General features: G+C 40.7%; 15 protein-coding genes. 13 read left to right on the top strand and 2 right to left on the bottom strand.

Going from position 1 to position 12362, the window contains the following annotated elements; translation table 11 throughout:
• Nucleotides 1–145 precede the first annotated feature (145 nt).
• The 12 genes from FEK29_RS08570 to FEK29_RS08515 all read left to right on the top strand — a co-directional run bounded on the left by FEK29_RS08570 (nucleotide 146) and on the right by FEK29_RS08515 (nucleotide 10094).
• Entirely contained in the window at nucleotides 146–1333 is a 1188-nt protein-coding gene (locus FEK29_RS08570) for a serine hydrolase domain-containing protein (protein ID WP_138258019.1), read from the top strand.
• 120 nt (nucleotides 1334–1453) lie between these two features.
• Entirely contained in the window at nucleotides 1454–2443 is a 990-nt protein-coding gene (locus FEK29_RS08565; protein ID WP_138258018.1) for an AraC family transcriptional regulator, read from the top strand.
• 106 nt (nucleotides 2444–2549) lie between these two features.
• Complete coding sequence (locus tag FEK29_RS08560; protein ID WP_138258017.1) at nucleotides 2550–2909, top strand: hypothetical protein; 360 nt, start codon at nucleotides 2550–2552, stop codon at nucleotides 2907–2909.
• On the top strand, nucleotides 2893–3387 hold the full coding sequence (locus FEK29_RS08555; RefSeq protein WP_138258016.1) for an anthrone oxygenase family protein: 495 nt from the start codon (nucleotides 2893–2895) through the stop codon (nucleotides 3385–3387). Before FEK29_RS08560 ends, FEK29_RS08555 begins: the two co-directional genes overlap by 17 nt.
• Nucleotides 3388–3426: 39 nt before the next feature.
• On the top strand, nucleotides 3427–3831 hold the full coding sequence (locus tag FEK29_RS08550) for a DUF5367 family protein (protein WP_125223376.1): 405 nt from the start codon (nucleotides 3427–3429) through the stop codon (nucleotides 3829–3831).
• 62 nt (nucleotides 3832–3893) lie between these two features.
• Nucleotides 3894–4745, top strand: coding sequence for an NmrA family NAD(P)-binding protein (locus tag FEK29_RS08545; RefSeq protein ID WP_138258015.1), 852 nt, complete (start codon nucleotides 3894–3896; stop codon nucleotides 4743–4745).
• Between the two features lie 257 nt (nucleotides 4746–5002).
• Nucleotides 5003–5548: a carboxymuconolactone decarboxylase family protein gene (locus FEK29_RS08540; protein ID WP_138258014.1), complete on the top strand. Its 546-nt coding sequence runs from the start codon at nucleotides 5003–5005 to the stop codon at nucleotides 5546–5548.
• A 61-nt stretch (nucleotides 5549–5609) separates the two neighbouring features.
• The gene (locus tag FEK29_RS08535; protein WP_138258013.1) at nucleotides 5610–5882 is read left to right on the top strand and encodes a hypothetical protein; all 273 of its coding nucleotides are present in this window, start codon (nucleotides 5610–5612) and stop codon (nucleotides 5880–5882) included.
• Between the two features lie 33 nt (nucleotides 5883–5915).
• Nucleotides 5916–6344, top strand: coding sequence for a nuclear transport factor 2 family protein (locus FEK29_RS08530; protein ID WP_138258012.1), 429 nt, complete (start codon nucleotides 5916–5918; stop codon nucleotides 6342–6344).
• Between the two features lie 18 nt (nucleotides 6345–6362).
• Nucleotides 6363–7250: a helix-turn-helix domain-containing protein gene (locus tag FEK29_RS08525; RefSeq protein WP_138258011.1), complete on the top strand. Its 888-nt coding sequence runs from the start codon at nucleotides 6363–6365 to the stop codon at nucleotides 7248–7250.
• Between the two features lie 299 nt (nucleotides 7251–7549).
• On the top strand, nucleotides 7550–8566 hold the full coding sequence (locus FEK29_RS08520; RefSeq protein WP_205123410.1) for a transporter: 1017 nt from the start codon (nucleotides 7550–7552) through the stop codon (nucleotides 8564–8566).
• Nucleotides 8556–10094: a phosphatase PAP2 family protein gene (locus FEK29_RS08515; RefSeq protein WP_138258010.1), complete on the top strand. Its 1539-nt coding sequence runs from the start codon at nucleotides 8556–8558 to the stop codon at nucleotides 10092–10094. Before FEK29_RS08520 ends, FEK29_RS08515 begins: the two co-directional genes overlap by 11 nt.
• 116 nt (nucleotides 10095–10210) lie before the next feature.
• Here FEK29_RS08515 and FEK29_RS08510 read toward each other — a convergent pair whose 3' ends face one another.
• Together FEK29_RS08510 and FEK29_RS08505 are read right to left on the bottom strand one after the other, a co-directional pair.
• Entirely contained in the window at nucleotides 10211–10480 is a 270-nt protein-coding gene (locus tag FEK29_RS08510; RefSeq protein ID WP_138258009.1) for a hypothetical protein, read from the bottom strand.
• A gap of 182 nt (nucleotides 10481–10662) precedes the next feature.
• The gene (locus tag FEK29_RS08505; protein WP_138258008.1) at nucleotides 10663–11052 is read right to left on the bottom strand and encodes a hypothetical protein; all 390 of its coding nucleotides are present in this window, start codon (nucleotides 11050–11052) and stop codon (nucleotides 10663–10665) included.
• Nucleotides 11053–11116: 64 nt separating this feature from the next.
• Here FEK29_RS08505 and xerA point away from each other — a divergent pair, with 64 nt between their 5' ends.
• Nucleotides 11117–12244, top strand: a complete 1128-nt coding sequence (gene xerA, locus FEK29_RS08500; RefSeq protein WP_240042700.1) for a site-specific tyrosine recombinase/integron integrase — start codon at nucleotides 11117–11119, stop codon at nucleotides 12242–12244.
• The last annotated feature ends 118 nt before the right edge of the window (nucleotides 12245–12362 follow it).

Raw genomic sequence — 12362 nt, 5'->3', positions numbered from 1 at the left:
GGTTACAGATAACCCAAATACCAACCAATTGAACAATGATGACCCAAAGAATATTTTTTCACTATTTTTAGGCTTCCCCCATTTTTAATCCCATCCAGCTTGTATACACTGGAACTACGAAGACCTAATCAATTAAAAAGAGGATATGAAGAATCTTGTCTTAGTAGGGTGTTTAATTTTATTAGTAAGCTGTAGTAAAACTTCAGAAACTAAGGACACCCCAACCACCCAAACGGAAACCCCCGGTACCACCACGGATACCATTACCGAGGAACCTGAGGAAGAACCCGTCACGGAAGAAGAAATGGTAGCGGAAGAACCCATCAGTTTTGAGAATTTTGAAGCCCAGATCACTTCCTTTATGGAAACCTATCAAGTGCCCGGGCTCCAGGTCGCCATAACCAAGGACGAACAATTGGTATATGTACAGTCCTTTGGGTTTTCAGATGTAGAAAATCAAATTCCCGTTGCGGACAATTCCCTGTTCAGGATTGCGAGTATCTCAAAACCTATCACCTTTATCAGCATGCTCAAACTCAGTGAGGATGGTCAAGTATCCCTGGGCGGCAAGGTATTTGGGGAATCGGGCATATTGGGTACGGAATATGGGACACTCCCCTACTCCCCGGGCGTACTGGACATTTCCGTAAACGACCTTATCGAGCATAGGTCCGGTTGGACCAACGACCCGTACGACATTATGTTCGACGACCCCAGCCTATCCTACCAGGAACTTTTTTCTGAAATGATCGATAACCGAAGAATCGACGAGACACCAAACTACTACTACCTAAATTTTGGATACGCTGTTTTGGGCAGGGTTATTGAAAAGGCTAGTAGTGTAAGTTACGAAACCTATGTTCAGGAGAACATTCTTGCCCCCATGGGTATTACGGAAATGAAAATTGGAGGCAGTACCCTTGAGGAAAGGTTTGAAAATGAAGTGGTTTACTATCCAAGTGCAGAAGGTTCTTTTAGCCCTTACAACATGAACGTCACCAGAATGGACTCCCATGGTGGGTGGATTGCATCGGCCAAAGATTTGGCAAGGTTTATTGTGCACATAGACCGCAAACCCAATGTTCCGGATATTCTACCAACTAACAGATTAAATCGGCCGTATTTTAATTTCTTCAATTGGGTCCATACCGGGTCGCTTCCGGGAACCTCCTCCGTCATGAGCAGACATAACGATACCTTCAATTACACAGTGGTAATGAACAAACGGAGCACAAACTATGAGGCCATCTTAAATGCCGTTCAATCCGTCATCAACAACGAGATCGATACCAGAACCGAATGGCCCAATGTGGACTTGTTTACCGAAGATTGACGAAAAGGCAATTTACGGAAGTACCTCGCATCGGCCTTTCAAGATAGTAGGAATTCATGCCGATAACATCGGTAAATAAAATAAATAATGACAGTCTATAGGAGTTACTGAACGATACTGATGAAATACTTCTCTGTCAATCTTTATAAAAAAATACTTAACTGCGCCATAGCGGAAGGTTTGACAGAGGCCGATATTGAAGATTTACCCATTTCCCTTGAGGATGCCGATAATTTAAAATTTGTATCCGCTGATGAACATTTAAGGGCTCACGAGTTGCTTGATAAAAAACTAAGCCCAGGTTTTGCCATAAGGGTTGGGGCGCAAATGAAAATGGATGATTATGGTGTCTTAGGGTTATCATGGAGAACCTGTTCAAAGGTGAGCGAGATTTTTGATCGCAGCGAGCGATACTTTAAGTTACTCTCCAATACCTATCATTGGGAAGTCCAGAATGGAGGGGAGATTTCTCATATAATTCTCAATAGGGATGCGACAAGAAGAGGTATGCAACTATCCTCCGAAGCTAGTTTAGCGGCTACGGTAGTCGTCACACAGGCTATGTCCGAAAAAGTGTTGTCCCCCATAGAAGTATGCTTTAAACATGACCTTCCCAAAGATTTGAGTAGCTTCAATGATGCATTTAAGTGCAAAATACACTTCAACCAACCCAAATACTCCATTAGCTATAGAACGGCTGATCTAAATCTAAGAACCGCCAAGGCGGACGCCAGTATTAATGCATATCTGTTAAAACAAGTTGATGAGGAGACTAAAGGTATCAAGATTGCGGGTAATAAGTTTGTTCGGGATGTTGAAGCACTTATTAAAGATGCACTCCCCACTGGGATTCCAAGCATTCACCATATAAGTGATCTCACGGCCATGAGCAATAGGACCCTTACCAGAAGACTGTCCGAAGCGGGTGTTACCTATCGTGATTTGGTAAAAAAAACCCAAGAACATCTCGCAAAGGAAATGTTACGCGATAATGCCTACAACATTGGAGAAATTGCATTTTTAACAGGTTTCTCAGAGCAGAGTGCATTTAATCGGGCATTTAAGAAATGGACTGACCTTACTCCTACAGAGTTCCGCAAAAATAGCTAACATTCCCCTTTTGGCTTAAACTGTCAAATTGTTGTCTTGAAGTGTCAAAAAAATCTTTTGAACGCTACGCACCTTTGTATCATCAAATTAACGATTCGATAAAAGGATGACAACACTAGTAAAACATGCAATCATATTCCTTCTGACGATTAGTACCAGTTCAACGGACCAAAATGCATTGGTCGATGTATACAACCTAGGCGAAGCGTATCCTCTTAAGAATCCAAAAGAACAAGCATTTCAAATCTTGGAGAACAAATGCAATGTCTGTCATCACACAAGAAACAAGAAACGTGTGTTTACCCCCAAAAATATGGATACCTGGACCAACGACATTTACACCCAGGTTTTTATCAAAAAGCGAATGCCCAAGGGTAAGAAAATAAAACTCACCTCCAACGAGTATCAAGACTTATTAACCTGGATATCATCTCCTAAAACAAATCAAAATGGAAGTAAACTTTAAAATCATCGTATGGATGTTAGGCATCTTATTTACTGGATTAACGGCAGGTCTATGTTTCACCTGGTCCAATGCCATAACACCGGGTATTGGCAGATTGGATGACTACGGCTTCTTACAATCGTTCCAAGCCATGAACCGGGCCATTATCAACCCTAGTTTTCTAATCGTCTTTTTTGGCCCGGTGATTCTGCTGTTCGTCAATGCATTTTTGTATCGCAGCGCACATCCGGCCACCTTTTGGTCCTTTATCCTAGCGGCTTTGCTGTTCTTCTTTGGAATAGGTCTTGTCACGGTTTTCAAAAATGTGCCCTTAAATGAAATCTTGGATACTACCGTCCTGGAAAAAGCAACCCAGCTGGAGTTGGCAGATTTGCGAAAAACCTTCGAAGAGCCTTGGAACAAGTGGCATACGGTCAGGACAGTTTGTTCTACGCTCTCTTTCATCTTATTGCTTACAGGAATTATAGTCAACAAATAAATATCATATCAACTATCATCAATCAAAAAACGAGCGATCATGAAACTAATTAGAACTATTGGCTTTGGGATATTAATTTGGATAATTGGAGTGAATTTATATGCACTATCCTTTTATCTCCCCATTCTGGAGGATACAGAAAAACAGGCCAACATTTGGCTATCCATAATCATTATTCCCGTGGTTTGGTTTTGTTCCAAACTGTATTTTAAAAAGGGTGTCACTCTCCACGGTCTATGGGCAGGGCTCATTTTCTTTGGTGTTTCGGCAATTCTGGATGCGCTGATCACCGTGCCGTTTACCGTATTGCCCTATGGAGGTACCTATGCCGATTTCTTTATCGACTTCGGGTTTTGGTTCATTGGCCTGGAGTTTATGGCCACCACCTATGTTTACTGGCATGCCAAGGTGCGTAGCAAAATAAGCATCGGAAATTATCAATGAAAATCATCAAAAATTTCAATCACCTAAAACGCAAATAATATCAATTTTTAAAACGAACACACATGAAAACAGAGAACATTTTAGTAATTGGAGGATCTGGAAAAACGGGTCGTCGCGTAGCAGAAAATTTAATGCAAGTTGGGCATAATGTTAGGATTGTCGGAAGAAAAACGACCCCAGCTTTTGATTGGGAAAATCCTGAGACCTACGATGATGCCCTAAAGGACATGGACAGGGCATATATCGTTTACTATCCCGACCTTGCCGTTCCAGGATCAAGAGATGCAATAACGACGCTTACTGATAAAGCTTTAGAAGCGGGATTGGAAAAGGTGGTCCTACTCTCGGGTAAAGGAGAATCCGAAGCGGAAGCCTGTGAAGAAATCGTCGCCAACTCCGGACTCAACTATACCCTTGTAAGGGCTTCCTGGTTTAACCAAAATTTCAGCGAAGGAGCCTTTCTGGATTTTATTTTGAACGGGACCGTAGCATTACCCATGCCTCAAGCAAGAATTCCTTTTGTGGACGTCAACGATATAGCCGATGTGGTCACAAAAGTGCTGTTAGATGATTCCTATAATGGGCGGACCATAACCGTTACCGGACCTCAAAAAAGAACCTTTAAAGAGGTCGTTGGCATCATGGCCGAGGCATCCAAAAAACATATTCAATTTGTGCCCATATCTATCGACGAATTTAAGGAGGGTATGCGAAAAGCAGGTCTGCCCGATTCTTATGTTTGGCTTTTTGGGTATTTGTTCAAAGAAGTTTTAGGAAATCCGGAAAACCAGGAAGTTTCAGATGATGTTGCGAAAGTACTCGGTAGACCTGCCATAGATTTTGAAACCTTTGCTTTTAAAACTGCAGGAACCGGAGTTTGGAATCAAAAAACCAAGGAAGTATCCTCTATATAGAAACATAGTTATCCATTAATCATAAATTAAAAACGACCTTGTGACACAAGGTCGTTTTGATTTTAACTGGCTTTAGAAATATAGGAGTTATTGTACCGATAGAGGGCTAAAATTTTAACTAAAGAATGACTAACTCTTCTTTTGTACGAAACTGGGAAAATCATCCATTCATTGGCGAAAATCGTCCATTTTAAACAATACCCATCTTCCCAAACTTTGCAATGTCAATAATGACATACAATTTTAATTATAATCACATGGAAAATGTAACTGCAACGGAATTTAAGGTTCCAACACGGGAAGATGTAGCTCCCATCAATCAAGAGATTTTTAACAATCTAAACAAAGCTCTGGGCTTTGTCCCCAATCTATATGCTACCATAGCCTATTCAGATAATGGTTTAAAACGTTATTTGGACTATCAGAACGCTAAGACCTCTTTGACCAATAAAGAAAAGGAGGTCGTTAACCTGATTGTTAGCCAGGTAAATGAATGTGTTTACTGCCAAAGTGCACATACCGTTTTGGGTAAGATGAACGGCTTTAATGATGCACAATTATTGGACATTAGAAAGGGAAAAAGCGACAATCCCAAATTGGATGCCCTAGTGAAATTGACTGCCGATATTACCTTGAACCGCGGTAAGGCAAATAACGAAACCGTTGAATACTTTTTTGCCCAAGGATACACGAAGGAAAATCTTGTAGACGTCATTTTACAGGTAAGTGATAAAACAGCCATGAACTATTTGCACAACCTAACTAACGTGCCAGTAGATTTCCCTTTGGCCGAAACCTTATAAAATATATGGGAAGTATGCATTTATCTAGTGTACTTCCCATTAAATTTCCAAAATCAATAAAATGAAAGCGTTAAAAAGTATACGAGAATTTTTTAGTAAAAATCCTGCTTTTCCCAAAAGTATAACTCCGGAATTTGTGTGTCCAAATTGCTGGGGAAGACAGGAATATGGAGGCGAATTTTACAACGCCCAAAAAACGGAGCATCCTACAGTTATGGAACAAAGAAAAGGATGGGTTAGATCCTACGCAGAGCGAAATTTAAAAGGAACGTATCTTAAATACAACATTACAAAGGAAGTATGCAATGTATGCTTTCAAAGCTATGCCAATTAAATAATATTTTTTATAACAAAACACTAAAGAAAAATGGCAACTGAAATTGAAACCATCAAGAAATATCCACTACCACCATTTAATGAGGAAACGGCAAAAATTAAAGTTCAAATGGCAGAGGATGCCTGGAATACTAAAGACCCTGTAAAAGTTTCCAAAGCGTACACAGTTGATTCCGAGTGGAGAAATAGAACACAATTCATCAATGGAAGAAAAGAGATTGTTGAATTCCTGACCCAAAAATGGAAATCCGAAAAGCACTATAAGCTGAAAAAAGAGCTTTGGGGTTTTAAGGAAAATAGAATGGCCGTTAGATTTGAGTATGAATTTCAAGATAAATACGACCAATGGTACAGAGCATATGGAAATGAACTTTGGGAATTTGATGAAAATGGTCTTATGCAGAAAAGATTTGCTAGTATCAATGACCTAAAAATCGAAGAAAACGAAAGAAAACTATAATAAAACCTTCAACCAATTGTGATACCGACGAACATCTATACCCTTATTGAACCTAAATCCGGGAATTTAGCGCTTAAAATCCATCCTTTCGAAGTGGAAAATCCTTTTGAGGAAACCCAAAGACTAAACCATTATTCCCTTATTTGGGTTCAAGAAGGTAGGGGTATATTAACCTCTGAGTTTCATGAATATGAATTTCAGGAGAATATGTTACTGTCCTTTGCGCCCTACCAACCATTTTCCTTCAAATCTACTGAGGGTCTTACGGGCATCGTTATTCAATTTCATCCCGATTTTTTCTGTATTCATAAGCACCATCAAGAAGTTGCCTGTCATGGCGTATTGTTCAATAATATCTATGACACCCCCATTGTCCTGTTAGATGGAAAAACCTCCACAAATTTTGAAATGGTCATTGAACAACTCAAGGAGGAAATCAAGAAGTCCGCATTGGCCCAATACGAACTACTGGTGTCCTATTTGAAAATTTTTTTGATTACGGCATCAAGGCTTAAAAGGGAGCAACAGTCTGCAATGGAAGAAGCCACTCTCAGCAAAGAGGAACCCTATATTCTTCAGAACCTAAAGAACTATATAGAGTCACATTACAGAACAAAACACTCCGCGAGCGATTATGCGGATATGTTGGCGATTACACCAAAGGCCCTTTCAAAGCTTACGAAATCACATTTTAAAAAGACCTTGACCGATTTGATATCGGAACGCATCATCATTGAGGCGAAAAGGGAACTTTATCTTACTAATAAAACGGTGAAGGAAATTGCCTTTGAACTAGGTTATAACGACGAATATTACTTTAGTCGGTTTTTTAAGAAAAACGCGGAGGTATCCCCTCAAATTTATAGGGAAACCGTAGGTTTTGACCGAGCCGCGGCGAGTACTTAAGTTATCACGGTCCGATACTCCATATCTATGAACGAAATTTTAGATTATAGTAGGGGCTACTTGCCCATCCAAAAATACATGAGCTCTTAATGACCTTTTATGGGGCGAAATTAATCTTCTGCTTGCCCCATTAACTTTCTATTAAGCCTACTTAATCTTCTTTAATTTTTCATTAATCCTTTGGGATTGATTCCCTATCTATCTTCGCCAACAATAGTGAAGTAATTTTGTTGGTCCTTCCTAACGGGCTATACCTCAAATCCTACTATCGCTAAACTTGTAACGACCAACTAAAAAATATGGAAAATAATTCTAGGACCAGTTTTTGGCAGAAATCCTCTTGTATGGATTTTAACCCAAAATGGTTTTTTCTACAACTCACGCTCACGGCATTGAGCCTCTTTACACATTCCGATCTGTTATCACAAACACCTACGGATGCATTGATGATGCCATCAAGAAATGCATGTGTATTACTTAGTTATGACATGGGCCAGTTCGACCGATATTGGGAAGGGGATTATCTAAGAGGTAATGAGACCATTGCCACGGTACATAGAAACACCTTCTTGCCCATGGCAGCTATCAGCATCCTTGGCGACTTAAATCTATATATAGGCCTACCTTATGTAAAAACGGAATCTTCCGAACCCAATGGTGGTAGGTTTGAAGGTGCCAATGGTTTCCAGGATTTTATGGCAGCACTAAAGTATAGGGCTTTGGAAAAGCAATTGGGAAAAGGAACATTGAGCCTATTGTCCACCGTTGGATTCTCGACCCCGGCCAGCAACTACCTTTCCGATTACATGCCCTATAGTCTAGGTTTTGGGGCGCCAGAGTTTTCCCTGAGGGGTATCGCACAATATGAATGGGACAGCGGTTTATATGTAAGAGGTATGGGCGGTTATCTATGGCGGGGTTATACGGAGGCCGAAAGGGACTATTACTATAACAATGGCAGTTATTATTCATCTACCATGGATGTTCCAAGTGCATGGAACTATGAGGGAATTTTAGGCAAGTGGTTCCTCAACTATTCGTTGAGGGCGGAATTAAGCTACTCGGCAATCAAATCCACTAGTGGTGATGATGTAAGGGATTATAATGCGGCCCAACCCACCAACAAAGTGCAATTTGAGAGGATCGGTGCCTTTGTACAATACTATATCCCCTCGATCAAAGGTCTGGGACTCGTAGCCTACCACAGCCGGGTGGTCAATGGGCGAAACACAGGTAAAATGGCAAACACAGGATTTGGGCTTACCTATCAATTCAATTACTTAAAGGACAAAAAAGAAATAGAGGATGAAAACTAAATATATATTCTTCGGGGCAATTATGGTGTTGATTCTGGCCAACTCCTGTGAAAAGGATATTCCGCAATATACAGAGTTCAAAAGTTATGCGTATACGAACAATGACGAGAATGGGGGCAGTTGGGTTCCCGTTTTATTGGATGGGGCTACCGCCATCGATATTGCGGCTCCAGAAGCAACGACATCGACCGAATATTTGGCCGAGTTAGCCGATATAAAATCCAAAATGGACAACATCGATGGCAATCAACGCAGATCCGTAGAATACTGGACCAACAATGCCGTGGTACGATGGAACGAAATTGCATTGGAACTGATCGCAAAGTACAACTTGATTCCAGGGCCGAACGATGATGATTCCTATACATTGCCCAACCCCAACACACCGGATGGCCCTCCTGGATTCCCATTTTCCCATCCTCCTTATGCCAGTAGGGCACTGGCCTATCTTTCAGTTGCACAGTTCGATGGCCTGATATCCGCATGGCACTACAAATATCAATACAACAGACCTGCACCCTATCAACTGGACGAAACTATAAATTACGCCTATGAACCCAATGACATTCCATCCTATCCTTCCGATGGTGCCGTATTGGCACGTGTATCAAGAAATGTACTTTCCACCATGTTCCCTTTGGAGGTCGAGTATCTGGAGAAGATGGAACAGGAACATTTGCAAAGCCTTTTATTATCCGGAGGTAACGTACAAAGCGATATTGACGCAGGGGTCATCATTGCCAATACGGTATCGGAAATCGCCTTGGAAAGAGCTGCAAACGACGGTATGAAAAATGCCCAAGCACCAAAGGCCGTTTCGGATTCCATTAAGGCAGCCGCCTTTGAAAGATTCGGTTGGCAATGGGAAAATCTTGAACTTCCCGTAAGACCGGTAGGCTTGACACCGTTGTTCGGAAAAGTTAAAATGTGGAGTATCGATGATGTAGAAAGCGTGCGTCCAATTCCGCCTCCACCTCTCGATTCCCAAGAGTATCGTGATGATGTTGAAATATTAAAAAATTATGCCGATAACATGACAGAGGAGCGCAGGGCGATAGCAAATTTTTGGCAGGATGGTCTGGGCACCTATACGCCCCCCGGACATTGGAACAGATTTGCGAACGAATTTATAGTGGAAAGTAAAATGAACCCATTACGCAGCGCACGCACCATGGCCTATATGAACATGGCGATTATGGATGCCGGCATAAGTTGCTGGGACGCTAAATATTACTACCATTATCCGAGACCTATTCAAACAATTCCTGGTTTTAGGACCATTGCGGGTACTCCTAATTTCCCCAGTTATACTTCTGGGCATAGTGTGTTTTCAGCTGCCGCCTCAGAAGTGTTGGCCTATATTTTTCCAGAAAAGGCGGGTCTTGTTCGAGGATGGGCCGAAGAAGCCGCAATCTCCAGGGTATATGGAGGCATCCATTGGACTTTTGATGCTACCGTAGGAACGGACCAGGGAAGAAATGTGGCGCAGTTCACTATTGATGTCGCCAAGTTGGACGGTGCGGATTGATAGAATAAAAATTAACTTGAGAAGGGTAATTTTAAACCTTAATCTAAATATTTAAAACTGCCTACATGTTGGCCTATTAAAAACGGCCCTTATTGGAATTGATTAAGGAATAATTGCTAGTCCATTGTGGTACTCCGTAGGTTGGATGTACTTTCCATTTTAGAAATTTCCGTGAGGGTAGACTTGATCAAGGTTTCCAACTGTTTTCTTTTCTGCCTGCAACGGATTTGTTTGAGTTCAAATTTGCTTCTGTTAAGCAACCTTTGGCAATAATCCAATCGGGTAGCAACGGACAGTTCCAACATGGCCTTGGCATAAAGTTCGTCCAATTCCACCAAGGGAGGGTCGTTGGGGCGTAAGAATTTGAAATATCGGGAAAATCGCATGACAACATCGGCTTAACACAAGAATTTTCCACAAGAAGCTTGCCAAAACGCCTAAACTTTTATCACAAAACATGATATTTCTTGGAACTGTAATTGAATAGTCGAAATCCACGTAATGTCGCTGTGAACAATCTGCCTAAAATTGGGTGTATTGCTGTCCAGAAAAAGATTCCTGAAAAAATTTAGGGTTCGTATTTCCTTCCCATGTAATCCTGCCATGTGACCAGGACATATTTATCCTTTCCGTTTTCGCTTTTCCTTAGAAAACCAAATTCGTAAACAAAGAAATATACGTCACCCTTTTTGTTCTTCCAATAATGGGTGAAATACTTAGGGTCGAATCCCTCCCCTATTAATTCGCCCTGCCTAATTATGGTGTATCCTGATTTGTTGTACTTTTTTAAAATTCTCCTGTTTATCTTCAATTGTCTATCGACCTTAAGGTAAAAGGTCTCCGTTTTCTGCCTGTGCTCATATTGGTCTATGGACTTACATTTTTTGGAGCAGAACTTCTTATCTGACCTACCTTTTACCAAAGCACCACAAACCGGACATTTTTTTGAATCAGTCATTTACAAACGCATATTATAGATATAATATACCGCTCAAATTACGAAACTTCGATAAACTTGTTGTATGAACGAAATGAAATCCATAACACTGTACCATTTAATGATCGACGATCGTAAAATGATTGGTATCAAGTTTTTGCCCGATAGACTTATTCAGAACTTGATCAAAGGTCTTCCAAACCCTAAATGGAGCGATAAATACAACATGGCCTACATACCCAATACCAAAGCCAATCTTGGAATCATTTTCAATACGTTCAAAGGTGTCGTCTGGATAAACTACAATCGGTTTTTTACCAATAGACCCATACATACCAGAAACGACACCGTGGATGTAGCCTGGTTCAGGAATAGAAAACCGATTCCCGATTACCGATTTTGTCCCGAGGAATATCTATTGAAATTGGAGTTAAAACGATATTCGTTTAGTACGGTAAAGACCTACGTATCCTTCTTTGAAATGTTCATCAACTATTTTAAGGAAAAAGAGCTACATACGATTGACGAGAGTGATATCAGGGCGTTTTTACAGTGTCTTATACGGAAGAAGGTATCCAATTCTTATCTGAACCAGGCAATTAACTCCATTAAATTCTATTACGAGGTAGTTTTAGGTATGCCCAACCGTTTTTATGAGATCGAAAGGCCTAGAAAAGAATCAAAGCTACCGAAGGTCATTTCCAAGGAAGATATCATTGCGATTATCGAGAACACCAATAATCTTAAGCACCGATGTATTGTAAAACTTTTGTATGGTTCAGGCCTTAGACGAAGTGAGCTTTTGAATTTAAAGATAAACGATATAGATAGCAAGCGAATGCTGGTCAGGGTCGAAGGTTCCAAAGGTAATAAGGACAGGTATACTCTATTATCAAAATCAACACTTGATGATCTTCGTCTGTATTACAAAGAATGGAAACCTCAGGAATATTTGTTCGAGGGAAGGAAGGCATCGAAATATACCGCAGAAAGTGTATTGAACATCGTCAAAAAAGCAGCAGAAAAGGCTGGTATAAGAAATACGGTCACCCCACATATATTACGGCACAGTTTTGCGACCCATCTTTTGGAATCAGGTACAGATCTTAGGCAGATCCAAGTACTTTTAGGCCATGGATCCAGCAAGACTACGGAAATATACACCCATGTGGCGACAAATACCTTTAAGAACATTAAAAATCCATTAGATTAGTCCGGGTAAAATAGAAATATAGTAACTTGTTACTATATACAACCGTTGTGCGTCAGCTAAAAAACGATACTACTGAATTCAGATTATCAAACAATACTAGCAAGATAACTATGATGGA

It is taken from the genome of Maribacter aurantiacus, assembly GCF_005780245.1.
GTDB lineage: Bacteria > Bacteroidota > Bacteroidia > Flavobacteriales > Flavobacteriaceae > Maribacter > Maribacter flavus.
The sequence above is the reverse complement of the archived record's forward strand: the minus strand, read 5'-3'. Positions and strand labels throughout refer to the sequence as shown.